Annotated in this window: 15 protein-coding genes and 1 pseudogene; 5 read left to right on the top strand and 11 right to left on the bottom strand. The window is 70.9% G+C overall.

Annotation, left to right across the window (positions count from 1 at the left end):
- Nucleotides 1–91: 91 nt before the first annotated feature.
- Nucleotides 92–1024: an AraC family transcriptional regulator gene (locus tag ABT304_RS18150; RefSeq protein ID WP_350717240.1), complete on the top strand. Its 933-nt coding sequence runs from the start codon at nucleotides 92–94 to the stop codon at nucleotides 1022–1024.
- 83 nt (nucleotides 1025–1107) lie between these two features.
- Here the strand turns inward: ABT304_RS18150 and ABT304_RS18145 are convergent, their stop codons facing one another.
- The 9 genes and pseudogenes from ABT304_RS18145 to ABT304_RS18105 form a co-directional block, all read right to left on the bottom strand.
- Nucleotides 1108–2019: a LysR family transcriptional regulator gene (locus ABT304_RS18145; protein ID WP_350717239.1), complete on the bottom strand. Its 912-nt coding sequence runs from the start codon at nucleotides 2017–2019 to the stop codon at nucleotides 1108–1110.
- Between the two features lie 155 nt (nucleotides 2020–2174).
- Complete coding sequence (locus ABT304_RS18140) at nucleotides 2175–2993, bottom strand: YceI family protein (protein WP_350717237.1); 819 nt, start codon at nucleotides 2991–2993, stop codon at nucleotides 2175–2177.
- Between the two features lie 6 nt (nucleotides 2994–2999).
- Nucleotides 3000–5369, bottom strand: coding sequence for an MFS transporter (locus tag ABT304_RS18135; RefSeq protein WP_350717235.1), 2370 nt, complete (start codon nucleotides 5367–5369; stop codon nucleotides 3000–3002).
- A 125-nt stretch (nucleotides 5370–5494) separates the two neighbouring features.
- Complete coding sequence (locus ABT304_RS18130) at nucleotides 5495–5947, bottom strand: MarR family winged helix-turn-helix transcriptional regulator (RefSeq protein WP_350717233.1); 453 nt, start codon at nucleotides 5945–5947, stop codon at nucleotides 5495–5497.
- Between the two features lie 97 nt (nucleotides 5948–6044).
- Nucleotides 6045–6653: pseudogene (locus ABT304_RS18125) on the bottom strand (class I SAM-dependent methyltransferase); the annotation flags it as partial.
- A 217-nt stretch (nucleotides 6654–6870) separates the two neighbouring features.
- A complete protein-coding gene (gene gnd / locus ABT304_RS18120) occupies nucleotides 6871–8328 on the bottom strand; it encodes an NADP-dependent phosphogluconate dehydrogenase (RefSeq protein ID WP_350717229.1) in 1458 nt (485 codons plus the stop codon).
- A 43-nt stretch (nucleotides 8329–8371) separates the two neighbouring features.
- Nucleotides 8372–9412: an AurF N-oxygenase family protein gene (locus ABT304_RS18115; protein WP_350717227.1), complete on the bottom strand. Its 1041-nt coding sequence runs from the start codon at nucleotides 9410–9412 to the stop codon at nucleotides 8372–8374.
- 85 nt (nucleotides 9413–9497) lie between these two features.
- A complete protein-coding gene (locus ABT304_RS18110) occupies nucleotides 9498–10163 on the bottom strand; it encodes a DUF2470 domain-containing protein (RefSeq protein ID WP_350717225.1) in 666 nt (221 codons plus the stop codon).
- A gap of 70 nt (nucleotides 10164–10233) precedes the next feature.
- A complete protein-coding gene (locus ABT304_RS18105) occupies nucleotides 10234–11409 on the bottom strand; it encodes a 4-hydroxybenzoate 3-monooxygenase (RefSeq protein ID WP_350717223.1) in 1176 nt (391 codons plus the stop codon).
- Nucleotides 11410–11591: 182 nt separating this feature from the next.
- On the opposite strand from ABT304_RS18105, the gene ABT304_RS18100 reads away from it, so the two are divergent.
- Nucleotides 11592–13442 (top strand): AMP-dependent synthetase/ligase, encoded by a 1851-nt coding sequence (locus ABT304_RS18100; RefSeq protein ID WP_350717222.1) that lies wholly within the window; start codon nucleotides 11592–11594, stop codon nucleotides 13440–13442.
- Nucleotides 13443–13452: 10 nt separating this feature from the next.
- Here ABT304_RS18100 and ABT304_RS18095 read toward each other — a convergent pair whose 3' ends face one another.
- Entirely contained in the window at nucleotides 13453–14370 is a 918-nt protein-coding gene (locus tag ABT304_RS18095) for an aldo/keto reductase (protein ID WP_350717220.1), read from the bottom strand.
- A gap of 98 nt (nucleotides 14371–14468) precedes the next feature.
- Between ABT304_RS18095 and ABT304_RS18090 the strand changes: the two genes are divergently transcribed.
- From ABT304_RS18090 to ABT304_RS18080, 3 genes are all read left to right on the top strand, one after another.
- On the top strand, nucleotides 14469–15149 hold the full coding sequence (locus ABT304_RS18090; protein WP_350717218.1) for a DNA-binding response regulator: 681 nt from the start codon (nucleotides 14469–14471) through the stop codon (nucleotides 15147–15149).
- Between the two features lie 104 nt (nucleotides 15150–15253).
- Nucleotides 15254–16126: an RNase H family protein gene (locus tag ABT304_RS18085; RefSeq protein ID WP_350717216.1), complete on the top strand. Its 873-nt coding sequence runs from the start codon at nucleotides 15254–15256 to the stop codon at nucleotides 16124–16126.
- Nucleotides 16127–16137: 11 nt separating this feature from the next.
- A complete protein-coding gene (locus tag ABT304_RS18080; protein WP_350717214.1) occupies nucleotides 16138–17049 on the top strand; it encodes an amidohydrolase family protein in 912 nt (303 codons plus the stop codon).
- On the opposite strand, the gene ABT304_RS18075 is transcribed toward ABT304_RS18080, so the two are convergent.
- A complete protein-coding gene (locus ABT304_RS18075; RefSeq protein ID WP_350717212.1) occupies nucleotides 17046–18161 on the bottom strand; it encodes an MGDG synthase family glycosyltransferase in 1116 nt (371 codons plus the stop codon). The genes ABT304_RS18080 and ABT304_RS18075 overlap by 4 nt on opposite strands.
- Nucleotides 18162–18178: the final 17 nt, after the last annotated feature.

Raw genomic sequence — 18178 nt, 5'->3', positions numbered from 1 at the left:
GGGCTGTCCGGATTGCGCACCGGGTTTCCGGACGCTCTCGGCCACGCTCGGATGCGCTGTTACTGTGAAGGACGTCACTAGGGGGTGGCAGATGAGCACAGGCACTCTCGCCGCATCGTCCGGCGACCTGGAGAGCTTCTCCGACGAGGTCGCCCGGGCGTACTTCCCGCATGCCCTGACCATGCGGGGCCGGCCCGCGCGCCCTGCGGAGCTGCGTGCGGTCGACCTCGGCCCGGTCCGGCTGACCCGGATCGGCTGGGGTGCGGAGGTGTCGGTGGAGTCGAACCATCCCGGCGCCTGGGCAGTCAACGTCCCGCGCAGCGGTGTCCTCGAGGCCAACGTCGGTGGCGCTCACGTGCTCTCGCTCGACGGCCAGGCGACGGTGTGCCCTCCCGATAGGCAGACCAAGATGACGCGCTGGTCGGCCGACTGCTCCATCGTCGGGATGCGGGTCGAGCGTGACTATCTGGTCGAGGAGGTCGCGGCCCTGGTCGGCCTGCACACCGACCGGTTGCCCGCTCAGCTCGACCTGCGAGCCCATGGCGCCCGCGCCTGGATCGGTCTGCTCGGCTCGCTCGGCACCGAGGCGATGCGCAACCCGGCTCTGGTGGGCGACGAACGGGTCCGGACCCGGCTGGCCGGGACGTTGACCGCCGCCTTCGTCGCCGCCTGCTTCCCCGAGGAGCCCGCCGTCGGCTCCATCCAGCCCCGCATCGTCTCCCGCGTCGTGGAGGCCATGGAGGCTGACCCGGCGCGCGAATGGACCGTCTCCGACCTCGCCCGCGAGGCCGACGTCGGCATCCGCCGGCTCCAGCAGGGCTTCCAGCGCTACCTCGGCCGCACCCCGACCCAGAGGCTGCAGGAGATCCGCCTCGAGCGGGTCCACGCCGACCTCATCGCCAGCCGCGGCGACACCGTCGCCGAGGTCGCCTACCGCTGGGGCTTCACCCACCTCGGCCGCTTCGCCGCCGCCTACCGGCAGACCTACGGCGTAGCCCCCTCCCAGACCCTCCGCTGCCGCTGACCGGCGTTTGCCGAGTCGGCTCGTTCTGACCGAGATCCGTGCCGAGTCGGCTCGTCATGACGCGCCGACTCGGCGTCGTGTCGTCAGTTCGCGCCGACTCGGGGCTCGTCGGTGCTGAGGCCGGCCAGGATGTCCAGCGCGCGGGTGATCAGCGGACTCTCGTCGCCGGCGCGGGTCGCGGCGACGAGCTCGACGCCGGGGGTGCCCGAGAGGGGGACGTACATGACGCCCGGGACGGCGAGGGCCGCAGTGGGCTCGGGGACGATGGCGACGCCGAGACCGGCGGCCACGAAGGTGACCAGGGTGGAGGTCTCGGCGACCTCGTGGGTGATGTGGCTGCGGATCCCGGCGGAGTCGAAGAGCTCCTGGATCATCGCGTTCATCGCCGAGCGGCCGCCGCCGGCGTGGATGACGAGGCCTTCGCCGTCGAGGTCGGCGATGCGTACGCTGCGACGGCCGGCGAATCGGTGGTCCTTCGGCATCGCCACCAGCAGGTTCTCCTGGCGCAGGTGGGTGATCGAGAGGCTCCCGGAGTTGCCCGTGGGCAGGGGGCGGAGCAGGCCGAGGTCAAGGGTGCCGTCGGCGAGTGCCGCGGCCTGGTCCGGCGAGAGCATCTCGCCCCGGAACCCGAACTCGACCTCGGGCAGCTCGGCGCGCAGGGTGCGCGCCAGAGCCGGGAGCAGCGAGTACGTCGCCGACCCGACGCACCCGATCAGCAGCCGCCCACGCCGCCCCGAGGCGATGCTGGCGGCCTCGTGGGCGGCTGCGTCCACGGCACCCAGGATCTCCCGCGCCCGTTCCAGGTACGCAGCACCGGCCGGGGTCAGGTCGACCCGTCGCGTCGTCCTGGTCAGCAGGGTCAGCCCGAGCTCGGCCTCGAGCTGGCGGATCTGCTGCGACAGCGGCGGCTGTGCCATGTGGAGCCGCTCCGCCGCCCGCCCGAAGTGACGCTCCTCGGCGACCGCGACGAAGTAGCGAAGGTGGCGCAGCTCCATGCACTCATACTCGCAGAGTCTCAGTCGCTCGGCAGTGATATGCCTTGCCGAGGCGTCACGTACGTCGGCCGAAGCGTCGCCCGCGTCGGCCGAGTTGTCACGGCGCTGCCCACTCGACCGACGTAGCTGACGCCTCGGCTGTCGGGGGCCTCGGCTCAGGCCGGCAGCGTGTCGCCCTGGACGGCCTGGATGTCCAGCTCCACCTTGAGGGTCGTGCCGATGGCGGCGATGCCGGCGGCGACGGCCTGGTTGTAGTTCATCGCGAAGTCGTCACGGCGCAGCTGAGCGGTGGCGCGGAAGGCGGCCCGGGTGCCGCCCCAGGCGTCCGGGCCGGTGCCGAGGTAGGCGACGTCGAGGTCGACGGAGCGGGTCTGCCCGTGCATCGAGAGCTCCCCGTGCACGGTCCAGCGGTCCGACCCGGCCGGAGTGAGGCCGGTGGAGCGGTAGACGATCTCGGGAAAGGCCTCGACGTCGAGGAAGTCCCCGCTGCGGAGGTGGTCGTCGCGCATCCGGTTGCCGGTGTCGATCGAGGCGGCACGGATGACCGCCTCGACGCGTGACTTCTCCAGATGGTCCGGCGCGATCTCGACGACTCCGGCGAAGTCGGTGAACCGGCCGCGCACGCTGGAGATGCCCAGGTGCTGCGCGATCGCGCCGACGGTGGAGTGGGCGGGGTCGATCGTCCACGGCCCGGGAGCGGGGAGGGAGGTGTCTCCCTGGCGGGTCAGGGTGACGGTGCCGAGCGCGGCCGTCCCCGAGGCCGTGACGATCGCGGTCGCCGCGGTGGGGGACCAGCCGATCGCGGTGACGATCGCGACGTACGGCCCGGGGGCGAGGACGGTGTCGTCGGCGACGACACCGTCCTCGTCGGCCTCGGCGCGCAGCACCTGACCGCCGGCCGTGTCGGTGAGGGTGACGACCGCGTGCGCCACGGCCCAGCCGTCGCGGGTGCGGATCTGTGCGGTCAGTGCCATCGCGGATCAGTCCTCGGGGTGGGAGAGGACGATCTCGTGGCCGTCCACCCCGTGGCCGGAGAGGCTCACCGCGCCGGCCACCGGCGGGTAACTGGTCGCCAGGACCGTGTAGTCCCCGCTGTCGAGATCGGCGAAGGCGTACGCCCCGTCCGGGCCGGTCGTCGCGGTCCCGGCCACGTTGCCGGCCGCGTCGACCAGCGTCACCCGAGCGTCGGCGAGCGGCCCGAAGGCCGCCTTGACGACACCGGTCAGGCGAGCGCCGGTGACCATCTCGACCTCGATCCGGGTCAGGCCGGTGGCACCGATCTCGATCGGCACCGCGCGCGGGCGGTAGCCCTCGGCGTTGACCGCGACCGTCGCCGGTCCCGGGACCAGCTCGTCGATGAAGAAGGTGCCGTCCGCGACGGTGGTGCCGGTGGAGAGCAGGTCGCCGCGTACATCGGTCACGATCACCATCGCGTCCTTGATCGGCGCGCCGTCCTCGCCGCCGCGCACGATGCCCTTCAGGCCCGTGGTGCCGCTGAGCAGGAGGTCGTACGCCACCGGCTCACCGCCCACGACGACCGTGGACGCCTGCGGCTGGAAGCCGTCGGCCGAGGCGATCAGGACGTACGTCCCCGAGCCGGGCGCGTCCACCGCGTAGGAGCCGTCGGCGTGGGCGACCGAGCGGCCGAGCTGACGCCCGGACAGCGAGATCAGGGTCACCGCGGCGTGCGGGACCGGGACGTTCCCGGAGCCGCGGACGAAGCCGTGCAGCGCGATCCCGTTGGCGACCGGCGCAAGAGCGGCGGCCTGCTGCTCGGGCACCCCGGCGACGGCCTCGGCGACCGCTGCGGGCCGGTCGACCTCGACAGCCTCCGTGGCGGCCTGGGCGATCCCGCCCTTGGTCTTCAGCGGTACCTCCTTGATGAACACCACGAACAGCAGGGCGATGACGGCTGCCCCCGCGGCGACGAGGAAGATGTCGGCGATGCCGTGCCCGTACGCACTCTCCAGCACCGACCGCAGCGGCTCGGAGACCTTGTCCATGTCCGGGATCTCGCCCGAAGTGCCTTGGGCCAGCGCGGCGTAGCGCGGACCGAGGTCGGCCAGGCCGTCCTGGACGTAGTCGGCGACCCGGTGGGCCATCAGCGCGCCGAGCGCGGAGACGCCCATCGCGCCGCCGAGGCTGCGGAAGAACGTCACCATGGAGCTGGCGGCACCGAGGTCGGCGGGTGCGACCTGGTTCTGGGTGGAGAGGACCAGGTTCTGCATCGTCATGCCGACGCCGAGGCCGAGGACCGCCATGAAGACGGCGACGTGCCAGTACTCGGTGTCGTAGCGGATCGTGCCGAGCAGGCCGAGCCCGCCGACGATGAGGAGGGCGCCGACGACGAGCCAGGCCTTCCACTTCCCGGTGCGGGTGATGACCTGGCCGGAGACGGTCGAGGAGAGGAACAGCCCCGCGATCATCGGGATCGTCATCACCCCGGCCATCGTCGGCGACTCGCCGCGGGCCAGCTGGAAGTACTGGCTGAAGAAGATCGTGCCGGCGAACATGGCCACACCGACGAAGAGCGAGGCCAGCGAGGAGAGCGTGATCGTGCGGTTGGCGAAGAGCCGCAGCGGGATGATCGGCTCCTTGGCCCGAGACTCGACGAGGACGAAGATCAGCAGGAGCAGCACGGAGCCGCCGACCATGGCCGCGGTCTCCCAGGAGGCCCAGTCGTACTTGTCGCCGGCGAAGGTGACCCAGACGAGCAGCAGGCAGACGCCGGCGGCCATGAAGAAGGCGCCGGCCCAGTCGACCTTGACGCCGTCGCGCTTGATGACGGGCAGGTGCAGCGTCTTCTGCAGCACGATGAAGGCGATGACCGCGAACGGGATGCCGACGTAGAAGCACCAGCGCCAGCCGAGCGAGTCGGCGTCGGTGATGACCCCGCCGATCAGCGGGCCGCCGACGGTGGCGACCGCGAAGACGGCGCCGAGGTAGCCCGAGTAGCGGCCACGCTCGCGCGGGGAGATCATCGCGGCCATGATGACCTGGGCGAGGGCGGTCAGACCGCCCATGCCGATGCCCTGGACCGCTCGGGCGGCGATGAGCTCGCCCGGGTTCTGGGCGAGGCCGGCGACGGCCGAGGCCGCCACGAACAGGACCAGCGCGATCTGCATGAGCAGCTTCTTGCTGAACAGGTCGGACATCTTGCCCCACAGCGGGGTGGTGGCCGTCATGGTCAGCAGGGAGGCGGTGACCACCCAGGTGTAGGCCGACTGCCCGCCGCCGATGTCGGCGATGATCTCGGGCAGGGCGTTGGAGACGATCGTGGAGGAGATCATCGCCACGAACATGCCGAGCAGCAGACCCGAGAGCGCCTCCATGATCTCGCGGTGAGACATCTCACCGTGCGAGGTGGGTGCGCCCCCGGACGGGCCTCCCGGTGGACCGGCGTGAGTCCGTTCGGCTGTCGTCGTTGCCATGGACTTCCCTTCTGTATCGAGCAGATCGGTGGTGGGGCAGAGCCCTAGGTGCGTACGTGGGGGAGGGCGGGTGCGGGGCAGACGAGGCTGTCGTGCAGCTTGGCCATGAGCCGGATCAGCTCATGCACCTCCTCCTCGCTCCAGTCGCTGAGCCGCTCGGCGAGCAGCTCGGTGATGTGGTCGGAGAACCCGGCGAGCAGATCGTTCCCGGAGTCGGTGAGGCGCAGCAGGCGCGAGCGCCCGTCGGCCGGGTTGGGGGTGCGCTCGAGCCAGCCCTGGTCGGCGACGTACGAGACGTGGCGGCTGGTCACCGAGATGTCGACGGCGAGCAGGTCGGTGAGCTCGCTGATGGTCATCTCGCCGTGCTCGCTCAGCAGTCCCAGCACGCCTGCCGAGCCGGCCGGCAGGTCGGGCGGGAGGTTGCGGGCCAGGCCCTTCCTGACGGCCCCGACCTCGATGAGTCGATGCATCAGCTCGCGGTAGGTCGCCTGCGTCATCATCGCCCCCTCTGATTGGTTGACTTTTACAACCTTATGGAGGATAGGGGAACGATGCAAATTGCCGCGCCGGGTCGCAGACGGAGACCTCGGGCGGCTAGGCGACGGTGCCGCGGGCCGCCCAGGCCGTCGCGGTCACGGTGAACGGACCGTTGCCGAGCCGGCGCCGGGCGACCTCCTCGAGCGCCGTGCGACCGGCGTCGTCGAGGGTGCTCACGTAGTCGCCCGCCGGCCCGACGCCGAAGGTGTACGGATCCCACCAGTCCTCGAACGTGGGATGCGTGACGCGGACGACCAGGCCGCTCGGCTCGACCTTGCGGAGGCCGACCTTCTTGAACAGCTTCTCCAGGTCACCCAGCCGGGCGCCGGCGAGCAGGGCCTCGTCCTCGGCCTCCGGGTCGATCTCGTGCACGCAGTCCCAGAACGGCGCGACGGCACCGGTGTCGCCGTCCCAGACGCACGCCGCGACGGTGCCGCCGGGTCGGGTCACCCGGACCATCTCCCTGATCCCGGCCTCCGGATCGGTCATGAAGTGCACGACGAGCTGGGCCAGGGAGACGTCGAACCAGTTGTCGGCGAAGGGGAGCGCCTCGGCCACGCCGGTGTGCACATCGACCCTGGCCAGCTGCCGGGCGACCGCCTCCATGAACGGTGGCGAGGGATCGATCGCGGCCACCAGGTGGGCCTCGGTGAGGGTCACCAGATGACGGGTGAGCGTTCCCGGTCCGCAGCCGACGTCGAGCACCCGCTGGCCCATGCTGACCCGGGCGAAGTTGGCGAAGTGGGGTGCAAGCGGTTCGGCGTAGCGCCCCATGAAGCGGGCATACCTCTCAGCGGCAACGTCGAACCCCATGCTTCAGGCTAGGTCTGCCGTCGCCGCCGCTGACAGCCCCAAGTTCGGTATCTCCGCCCGGGCAGTATCCCTAGTGCGTCGAGGGCGTCGTCGGGATCTCCGAGCGGTCGTCGGACCACAGCGTGTGGAACGTGCCGTCCTTGTCCACGCGCTTGTAGGTGTGGGCGCCGAAGAAGTCGCGCTGGCCCTGGATGAGCGCGGCCGGGAGCCGGTCGGCGGCGAGCGAGTCGAAGTAGGCGAGCGCCGAGGAGAACCCCGGTGCAGGTACGCCGGAGGCCGCCGCGATCCCGACGACGCGCCGCCACGCCTCCTCGCCGGACGCGACCGCGTCGGCGAAGTAGGGGTCGACCAGGAGCGTCTCCAGGTCGGGCTTGGTGGCGTAGGCGTCGACGATGCGGTTGAGGAAGCGGGCCCGGATGATGCAGCCGGCGCGCCAGATCTTGGCGAGCGCACCCAGGTCGATGTCCCAGCCGTACTCCTTCGCTCCGGCCACGATCAGGTCGAACCCCTGTGCGTAGGCGACCACCTTCGAGGCGTAGAGGGCCGCGCGTACGTCGTCGACGAACGTGTCGGGGACCGCTGGCGCCTTCGGGCGGTTGGTCACCGAGGCCCGCATCGCCCCGCGCTGGGCGGGCTTGGAGGAGACCGCCCGGGCGAAGACGGCCTCGCCGATGCCGGAGACCGGGATGCCGAGGCCGAGGGCGTTCTGCACCGTCCAGACGCCGGTGCCCTTCGAGCCGGCCTCGTCGAGGATGACGTCCACGAGCGGCTGGCCGGTCTCGGCGTCCTTCTGGGCGAGCACCTCCGCGGAGATCTCGATCAGGTAGGACTCCAGGTCGCCGGTGTTCCAGTCCCGGAAGACGTCGACGAGCTGCTCCACCGAGAGCCCGGCCACCCGCCGGAGGAGGTCGTAGGCCTCCGCGATCAGCTGCATGTCGGCGTACTCGATGCCGTTGTGGACCATCTTCACGAAGTGGCCGGCGCCGTCGGTGCCGACGTGGGTCACGCACGGCTCGCCCTCGGCCACCGCGGCGATGCTCTTCAGGATCGGGCCGAGCGTCGTCCAGGCCTCGGCCGAGCCGCCGGGCATGATCGAGGGGCCGTTGAGCGCGCCCTCCTCGCCGCCGGAGATGCCGGTGCCGACGAAGTTCAGGCCGCGCTCACGCAGCTCGCGCTCGCGGCGGATGGTGTCGTTGAAGTTGGCGTTGCCACCGTCGACGATGATGTCGCCGGGCTCGAACCGCTCGGCCAGCTGCTCGATCGCCGCGTCGGTGCCCTTGCCGGCCTGGACCATGATGATCGCCGTACGCGGCTTGGCCAGCGTCGCCACGAAGTCGTCGATCGTCTCGGAGGCGAGGAAGCCGGCCTCCGGGTGCTCGGTGATGAGCTCCTCTGTGCGGGCGTAGGTGCGGTTGTAGACCGCCACGGTGTTGCCCTCGCGGGATGCGAGGTTGCGGGCCAGGTTGGACCCCATCACGGCCAGGCCCACCACGCCGATGTTCGCGCGGCCATTGTCGTTGTTCGGCATCGTGCTCCTCGGTTGAGTCGGTGATGCCATTCAACTCTGCTCGTCAAGCGGCGGCGGTGGGTGGCTCGGCCCGGAAACGCGCCGGCCGGCCATCCACGCCGAGCACCTTCCAGGACCACCGCGTGAGCGGCGTACGCAGCCCGAGGTTGTCGAAGAGCATCCGGACGTCGGCGAAGAGATGACGGCGGAACGCGGCGGCCTCGGCGCCGGTGCCCCAGACCTCGCGTACGACCGAGTCGGGCAGCCCCATCAGCTCGCGGTCGGCGCGCGAGGGGATGATGATCGCGTCGGAGCCCAGCCGCATCGCGAGCGGGGTGAGGATACCGAGAGCCAGGCGCGAGACCGGGTTGAGCGAGGGGGCGTGCTCCTCGAGCCAGGCGTGCGCGAAGCCGATGTGGCGGGCCTCCTCGGCGATGTGGATGGCCATGATCTGGTCCAGGAGCGGATGGGTTCCGCCGGCGCGCATGGCCTCCTTCTGCACGTGGTCGATCGGCTCCTCGCCGGCGAGGATGATGGCGAAGAAGAGGGAGGGATAGAGCCCGCCGAGATGTCCCACGAGCGGGATGGCACGCATCAGCCAGCCCGGTGCGCCCACCACGTCGGGGCAGGCGCGGTTGGTGAACTCCTGGAACATCTGGATGTGATGGGTCTCCTCGGTGAGCTCGTGCATGAAGTAGCGGAACTCGGGGTCGCCGTTGTCGACGCCCATCAGGAACTGGGTGCCGCCGAGGAGGAGCAGCTGCTCGAACTGGGAGCCGGTCTTCACCATCGCGGTGAGCCGGTGCCGGCCGACCTCGATCTGGCGTGCCTTGGGCAGCGACTGGTACCACGGATGGGCGCCGAGCAGGTCGAGCGTCGGCAGGATCCAGCGCTCGTCGTCCTCGGGCAGGGCCATCTCGGGCGCGTCCCAGTCGACGTCCTTGAAGGCGTTGAAGTACATCTCGACCGACGCCTCGGACAACGTACGCAGCGTCTCGCCGTACTCCCGCCGCGGCAGGTGCCTGGTCGGCGTGACCATCCGGACCGGGGTGCCGGCGACCGCACCCACGTAGCCACCGATCGAGCGCAGTGTCTGCACAACCATCCGAGCCTCCTTGCACGACGTTGATACGTCACCAAGGTACATGGGATTTGTGTACCAGGAAACAGGTTCGGCGCGCGTGTTCCGCTCAGCAGATCTCGGCGGCGAGGGCCTTCCGGACGCCGGCGACGAGGTCCTCCGGGGTGCGGGCCGGTCGGTCGAACGTGGTGCGTGCGCTGTGCGCCCCGCCCTCGTCGACCCACTGGAACTCGAAGCCTTCGGCGCTGAGGCCGGTGATCTGGGCGGCCAGGATGGTGTCGACCGGGATGTAGGAGCGGGTCGCGACCGCCTCGCGGAGCTCGTTGCCGTGGTGGTTGTTGAGGTGGTCCTGGTTGCGGTGGAGCACGCCGTCGTTGAGGTCGAGGTCGCGGTCGGTGAAGGCATCGAGGGGGATCGGGACCGCCTCGCCGGTGCGGCGCACCAGCATCACGTTGGAGACGTCCATGACGACTTCCTCCCACTCCGTCTCGCAGCACGTGCAGGCATCCGTACGCAGCCACCTCAGCGCTCCGGTCAGCCGGACCGCCTCGCCGTTGCCCAGCACGCCCTGGAGGACCAGCACGACATGGCTGCCGCGGCGCCCGGCGTACGCCATCCGCTGCTCGGGCGGACACAGGAAGGTCGGGCGCCCGCCGTCGTCGGCGAAGCCCTGCATCTCCAGCTCCTCCATCGAGTAGGGGATGCCGTCGATCACCACGCTGCCGCCACGAGGGCATGACAGGATGCTGCGGGCAATGCTGGCGGTCGAATCCATGACACCTCCGTGTTTAGGTAAGGCTTACCTAAACATGACTGTGGCTGATCGAGCAAGAGCCGCCGACCGTTCAGAAGCCGATCGGCAGACCCGCGTAGTTCTCCGCGAGCCCGGCGGCGGCGTGGTCGCTGGACGTCACCCAGCGGAGCTGGGAGAGCTGGAGCTGGGTGTCGAACGGGTCCTCGGCGGTGTGCAGCATCGTGGTCATCCACCAGGAGAAGTGGGTGCAGCGCCAGACGCGGCGCAGCGCCGTCGCGGAGTAGTCGTCGGCCAGTCGCGAGTCGCCCTTGAGCAGCGCGGTGAGCGCCGGGGCCAGCAGCGCGACGTCCGCGACCGCGAGGTTGAGCCCCTTGGCGCCGGTCGGCGGGACGATATGGGCGGCGTCGCCGGCCAGGAAGAGCCGGCCGTGGCGCATCGGGGTGGAGACGTGCGAGCGCATCGGGAGGACGCTGCGGTCGGTGATCCGGCCCGGCTGCAGGCTCCAGCCGTTCTGGCCGTGGCCGAGGCGAGCGGCGAGCGCGTCCCAGATCTGGTCGTCGGACCAGGTCGCCGGGTCGGTGCCGTTGGGCACCTGGAGGTAGAACCGGGAGACGCTCTCCGAGCGCATCGAGTGCAGGGCGAAGCCGTCGGGGTGCCAGGCGTAGATCAGCTCGTCGGTCGAGGGCGCGACGTCGGCGAGGATGCCGAACCAGCTGTAGGGATAGGTGCGGTCCCAGCTCTCCCGGGCCGGGATCGCGGCGCGGCTGGGGCCGAAGGAGCCGTCGCAGCCGACGACGACATCTGCCCGGATCCGCTGGGGGAGCCCGGCGGCATCGGTGAAGGTCACCGACGGGTGGTCGGACTCGATGTCGTGCAGCGCGGTGTCGCTGACCGCGTAGTGAACCACCTGCCCGGCGGCACGCCGGGCATCGATCAGGTCCTTCTGCACCTCGGTCTGGCCGTAGACGTAGACCGCCCGGCCGACCAGGTCGACGAAGTCGAGGTGGTGGCGCTCCTCGGGCCACTGCAGGTAGATCCCGCGGTGCTTGTCGGCGTCGCGGGCGAGCCGGTCGCCGAGACCGACCTCGGTGAGCAGATCGACGCTCGACTGCTCCAGGATCCCGGCGCGGATGCGGGCCGCGACGTACTCCTCCGACCGGGTCTCGACCACGACCGAGTCGACCCCGTCGGCGGCGAGGAGATGGCTCAGCAGCATCCCTGCGGGGCCGGCGCCGACGATCACAACCTGCGTACGTTCTTCTGTCATGGGGCGAGTCAACTCCCGTTCGGGCGGCTGCCGCCAGCCCGTTCTTCCACTGAATGGAAAGCGGGCCGCTGGGGGTGGAGTCCAAATAGCGCAGACGGGCTCTTGTGTCCGCGCCAACTCGTCCCTACGGTCGAGGCACCTCGATTGTGACCCGAGTCACAAACTACAGAAGGAGCGCTCCGATGCCCGACGTCCTCGCCGACCGCGCCGCCCTCGAGTCCCAGATCGGCGACCAGACCATGGTCGACGTACTCGCCAAGGTGGTCGCCGACCGCGGCTCCGAGCCGGCCTTCTCCGACCGGCACACCCCTGACGGCACGGGCTGGCGCACGCTGACCTGGGGCGAGCTGCACCAGCGTGCCCGCGAGCTGGCCGCCGCCTACATCGCTGCCGGTCTCCAGCCGGGGGAGTCGGTCGCGATCATGGCCGCGAACCGCATCGAGCACGTCGTCGCCGACATGGCCACCGTGCTCGCCGGTGGTGTCCCGATCAGCATCTACAACACCCTCGCGCCGGACCAGGTCGGCTATGTCGCCGAGCACGCCGACCCGCGGATCGTGGTGCTCGAGACCGACGACCACGTCGCCCGCTGGGCGCTCGGGCTCAAGCGCGAGGAGATCGTACGCATCGTCACCATCGACACCGCCGTGACGGACGACCCGCGGGCGGTCGCCTGGGACGACTTCGTGGCCTCGGGCGCGGCGGCGCTGGTCGAGGTCGGCGAGGAGCTGGACGCGCGCAGTGCCGCGGTGAGCCCTGACGACACGGTCACGATGCTCTACACCTCGGGCACGACCGGGCAGCCGAAGGGTGTGGTGCTCACCCACCGCAACATCGTCTTCGAGACGACCAGCTCGCTGACGGTCTCCGGGGTCGTGGAGCCGGGAGTGCTCGTCTCCTACCTGCCGTTCGCGCACATCGCCGAGCGGGTGCTCAGCCTCTACATCCCGCAGTTCAACGGCGGCCACGTCTACCTGGTCCAGGACCCCGCGCTGCTGCTCGGCACCCTCCAGGAGGTGCATCCGACCAGCTTCTTCGGGGTGCCGCGGGTCTGGGAGAAGATCCGCACCGGCGTCACCGCGCTGCTCGCCGCCGAGACCGACGAGGCCAAGAAGGCCGGTGTCGAGAAGGCGATGGCGGTCGGGCTGGCCTACGTCGAGTCGCAGCAGTTCGGGCAGACCACCTCACCCGAGCTGCAGGCGCAGTTCGAACAGGTCGACGCCGCGGTCCTGTCGACCATGCGCGCACTGCTCGGTCTCGACAGGGTCGAGTGGGCGGCCAGCGCGGCCGCGCCGATGCCGATCGAGGTGGCGAAGTTCTTCGCCGGCCTGGGGCTGAAGATCTACGACGTCTACGGCATGACCGAGACGACCGGGGCGGCCACCGGCAACGGACCGGAGGCCTTCCGGCTCGGCACCGTCGGCCGCGCCCAGCCCGGCATCGAGCTGCGCATCGCCGATGACGGCGAGATCCTGTTCCGGGGTCCGATCACGACCCCGGGCTACGTGGGTCGACCCGACGCCACCGCCGCACTCTTCGACTCCGAGGGCTGGCTGCACACCGGCGACATCGGCTCGCTCGACGAGGACGGCTTCCTCACCGTGGTCGACCGCAAGAAGGAGATGATCATCAACTCCGCGGGCAAGAACATCGCCCCCTCCAACATCGAGAATCTCCTCAAGGAGAGCCCGCTCGTCGGCCACGCGATGGTGGTCGGCGACGGCCGTTCGTACGTCGTCGCCGTCCTCACCCTCGACGGCGAGATCGCTCCCGTGGTCGCTCAGAAGCTCGGCGTCGAGGCCGGCTCGCTCGCCGAGCTGGCCCAGCACCCGGTCATCCGGGGCGCCGTCGCCCAGGCCGTCGACGCGGCCAACGCCCGCCTCTCCCGCCCCGAGCAGGTCAAGGCCTTCGAGCTGCTCGGCGAGGAGTGGACCGCCGAGTCCGAAGAGCTCACCCCGACCCTGAAGCTCAAGCGGCGGGTGGTGAGCAAGAAGTACGCCGACGTCATCGACGGCCTCTACACCCAGGACTGAGCCGGGCGGCCTACGCGGCGACGGCGTCCAAGCGGCTCACCTCCTCGTCGGTGAGCCGCAGGGCGCCGGCGGCGATGTTCTCCTCGAGGTGGGCGAGGTCGGCGGTGCCGGGGATGGCGAGCACGTGCGGACCCTGGTGGAGCGTCCAGGCGAGGCGTACCTGGGAGGGGGTGGCGGAGTGCGCCGCGGCGATGGCCTCGACGACCTCGCGACCGGTCTCGTCGGGAGCGGTTCCGGGGACCGCGCCGGCGACAGCGGCGCCGATGGAGTTGAAGGGCACGAACGCGACCCCGTGCTCGCCGCACAGCCGCAGCAGGGCGTCGTCCTCACGGCGGGTGGTGAGTCCGTACTGGTTCTGTACGCAGGCCACCGGCCCGATCGCGAGCGCCTCGGTGAGCTGCTCGGGGCCGATGTTGGAGAGGCCGACGTGCTCGACCAGGCCGGCCTCACGCAGGTCGAGCAGGGCGCCGAAGTGGTCGGCGACCGATCCGGTGCCGCGCTCGCGCCCGACTCCCCAGCGCAGGTTCACCAGGTCGAGGTGGTCGAGGCCGAGCTGGCGGATGTTCTCCTCGACCTGGTCGCGCAGCCGCTCGGGTCGCGGCTCGGACTGCCAGGCGCCGTCCCGGCCGCGCGGGGTGGGGCCGACCTTGGTCGCGATCAGCAGGTCGTCGGCGTACGGCTGGAGGGCGGTGGCGATCAGCTCGTTGGCCAAGCGCGTCGGGGTGAAGTAGATCGCCGCGGTGTCGATGTGGTTCACGCCGAGCTGGACGGCGCGGCGGAGCACGGCGATCGCGTTCTCGCGGTCGGGGACGATCGGGGTGGAGAGGTTGCCGATCAGGCGCATCGCGCCGAAGCCGATCCGGTTGATCCGCTTGTCGCCGAGCTGCCAGGTGCCGGCGGCACCGGCGGTGATGTGGTTCGTGGTCATGCCCTCCAGCGTCACGACCCGGGGCCGCGTACTCACGCCGTTGGCAGGTTGTTGCCGATCGCTCCTCGCGTCTTGGCGGGCGGGGGAGAATCGATGCCGTGACGAACACGGTGGGGACGATCCGGACGGGCGGGACCGTCGCCGTCGTACGCGGCGAGGAGGAGCTCGTGCGGCGCACCTCGCACCTGTTCGCGGCCGCCACCGACATCGCCTGTGCGGCGATCGACCTGCGCACCTGGTCGGCCGCGCGCACCGAGTCCGGCATCAGAGCGGCGCTGTGCGGTCGCGACGGGGCCGAGGTGCGGCTGCGGAAGGTCTACCGGCCCAACGTGCTGCTCGACCCGGTCTCCGCCGCCCACCTGCGCGAGATCCGCGACGTTCGCGGCGCCCAGATCCGGATCACCCCCGACGTGATCAACGAGACGATCCTGATCGACCGCCGGGTCGCGATCCTCGCCGGCGACCCGCGTCTGGGCGAGCGCAGCTTCAGCATCGTCACCCAGCCCGAGGTGGTCCAGGGCGTCACCTCGCTCTTCGACGCGGCCTGGCGCTCGGCGACGACCGTCGACGCCTACGACGCCCGGATCGCCGAGCTGCGCGACATCGCGCCGCAGGTGCTCGACCTGCTCGGCCGGGGCGTGAAGGACGAGGCCGCTGCGCGCACCCTCGGGCTCGGCGTACGCACCTACCGGCGCCGGGTCGCCGAGCTCATGGAGGCGCTCGGCGCCGCGTCCCGGTTCCAGGCGGGCGTACGCGCTCGAGAGCTCGGGCTCGTCTGACCGATCCGGTCAGCGGTGTCCGGATCCTGACGGCGGAGTCACGTTCTCAGGGGCCGCCCGGTAACGTCGAGGACGACTTGTTCGGGCGGGTCAGGAGGTCAGCAGTGCGTTGCTTCATCGTCGTCAAAGAGCGCAGCGATGCCGAGAGATGGGACTGGGTCCTGGCCGGTCCGGGGCTGCAGGCGGCGGGATCGCTGGGCGCCCGCGGGACCGAGGACGCGATCATCGCGGCGGTCGGGGCGGCGTACGACTCGCTGGAGTCGCTCGCGCCGGTCCAGGTCGTGGTGGCGCTGCCGTCCAACGCGCGGTTCTGGATACTGACCGACGAGATCGCCGACGCCTATCCCGGGGTCACCGTGGTGCCGTTCGCCGACGAGGACGCGGACATCCGGGCGGAGGCGGTGGAGGCGCTGGCGATCCATCGGGCCGGCCCGATGCCGCCGCTGGTGGTGGCGACCGACGGCTCGGCGCACCGCGGGTTCATCGGCTGGGGATGGCTCGCCGGCGACGGCCAGCACGGCTTCGGCCGGCAGGTGCCCAACGCCCGGATCCGCGACCCGCAGTCGCTGGTGGTCCTGGCCGAGCTGCAGGCGATCGCGGAGGCGGTGCGGGCGCTGCCCCGCCGCACGCTGACCATCCGGACCGACTCCCGGGTCGCGCTCGCGATGATCGAGGACTGGCTCCGGGGTGAGCTGTCGATGCCGAAGGGCTATGAGAGCGAGCACCGCGCCGAGCTCGCCGGCCTGACCCGGATGCACGACGACCTGTGCCGCGAGTCCGACCGGCTCTCCTTCGAGTGGGTGCGCGGCCACGTCGGCGAGGCGCTCAACGAGGGTGCCGACTCCCTCGCGAAGCTCGCCCGGCGCTTCGCCGAGGGGACCTGGGGGCTGACCGCCGACGAGGTGCCCGGGAGGGCCCGCGCGATCGCGGAGACCTTTGCTGCGCCCGTGGCCGCTGGGTCCGCCACCGCCGGGTAGGTTCGGCCCTCGTGAACGCTCCTACGGTCACCATCGCCCCCGACGAGCCCGCGCAGCTCCGCGCGCGGCTCGATGCGCTGGGCCTGGACGGCATCTTCGACGTACACACCCACTTCCTGCCCGCGCGGATGCTCGACAAGGTGTGGGCCTACTTCGATGCGGTCGGGCCGTTGACCGGTCAGCCGTGGCCGATCGCCTATCGGCACTCCGAGGAGGAGCGGCTCCGGGTGCTGCGGGATCTCGGCGTACGTCACTTCTCGGCGCTCACCTATCCGCACAAGCCCGGGATGGCGGCGTGGCTGAACCAGTGGGGTGCGGAGTTCGCGGCGGACAAGCCGGACTGCCTGCAGTCGGCGACGTTCTACCCGGAGCCGGGTGCGGGTGACTACGTGCGCGAGGCCGTCGAGGCGGGTGCGCGGATCTTCAAGGCGCACGTCCAGGTCGGCGACTACGACCCCAACTCGCCGCTGCTCGACCCGGTCTGGGAGGTGCTCTCGCAGTCGGGTACGCCGCTGGTGATCCACTCGGGACACGGCCCCGCCCCGGGCCGGTTCACCGGACCCGGCGGCATGGAGGCGCTGCTCGGACGCTATCCGGACCTGGTGCTGATCGTCGCTCACATGGGGCTGCCGGACTACTCGCGCTTCCTCGACCTGGTGGAGAAGTACGACGGCGTGCACCTGGACACCACCATGGCCTTCACCGCCTTCACCGAGGCGTCGACGCCCTTCCCGGCCGAGGAGCTGCCGCGCTTGAAGGCGCTGGGCGAGCGGGTGCTGTTCGGGAGCGACTTCCCGAACATCCCCTATCCCTATCTCGAGGCGGTCGACGGGGTCGTGGGGCTCGGGCTCGGTGAGGCGTGGACGCGCGGGGTGCTCTACGAGAACGCCGCGCGGCTCTTCGGGCTGCCGCCGGCCGGCTAGGCCACGGCGGTCTCGTCGTAGCTGTCGGTGAGGATCTGGACGATGTCGGGGACGCCGAGCGCGAGCCGGTTGAACCGTGGCGACTCGGCGGCCACTTCCAGGTGCTTGGCGAGTTCGACCTCGTCGCGGGCCCACGGGATCAGCCCGGCACGGTCCAGGTTGGCCGAGTTGGCGGCGCCGTGGCCGGAGATCGAGCGGTAGGTGATCACCGGCGTGCCCGAGGCCAGGGCCTCGAGCGAGGTGAAGCCGCCGGCGTTCTGGACGACGCAGTCGCTGGTCGCCATCAGGGCGCGTACGTCGGTGCGCCAGCCGAGCGCCACGACACCGGGGATCCGCTCCAGGCGGCGCTTGAGACAGGGATCGGTCGCGCAGAGGACCACCGGGGTCATGTCGCTGTGCTCGAGGATGTCGCGGGCGGTCTGCTCGAGCGCACCGGCGCCCAGCGAGCCGCCGGTGACCAGCGCCCGAGGACCCTCCAGGTCGAGGTCGGCGAGCGGATCGGGGAAGACCTGCCCCGGGACGTACGCCGCCCCCGGCGGGACCAGCGGCTGGACCACCGCCGCGTTGCCGCCGAGCATGCGCGCCTCGCGTGCGGCGACCTCGTGGATGGCGAGGTTGAGGTCCATGCCGGGGTTGATCCACAGCGCCGGGACGGCGGCGTCGGTGAGATAGGTGACCGCCGGCACGGTCAGCTGTCCGCTGGTGCGCAGGTGGCCGATGACCTGGGAGCAGAACGGGTGGGTCGAGATGACCAGATCGGCGCCGCGCATGGCCTCGGTGAGGTTGCGCGTGGAGAGGCGAAGGAACCGGGTGAACGGCTTGTGGAGCGGGCGTCCCGGCATGACCAGACTCATCGTGGTGCCCCACGAGTCGGGGCTGACCTGGAGCTGCATCTTGTAGCCGACCTTCAGTCCGTGCCCGAGCCGCCAGGGCATCAGGTCGACGAAGTCGAAGATCTCGACGTCGCATCCAGCCTCCCCGAGCGCTCGTGAGATCTCCCGGGAGGCCGAGTTGTGGCCGGCGCCGTAGCTCGCGGAGATGATCGCCACGCGGGGAGCCGTGCCGGGCCGGAGGTGAAGGAGGGGCCCGAGCCGCTCCGAGTCGATTGACATGCGCCGGATTCTGTACG

It is taken from the genome of Nocardioides sp. NPDC000445, from assembly GCF_040300245.1.
In the GTDB taxonomy this organism is placed as follows: domain Bacteria; phylum Actinomycetota; class Actinomycetes; order Propionibacteriales; family Nocardioidaceae; genus Nocardioides.
The sequence above is the reverse complement of the archived record's forward strand: the minus strand, read 5'-3'. Positions and strand labels throughout refer to the sequence as shown.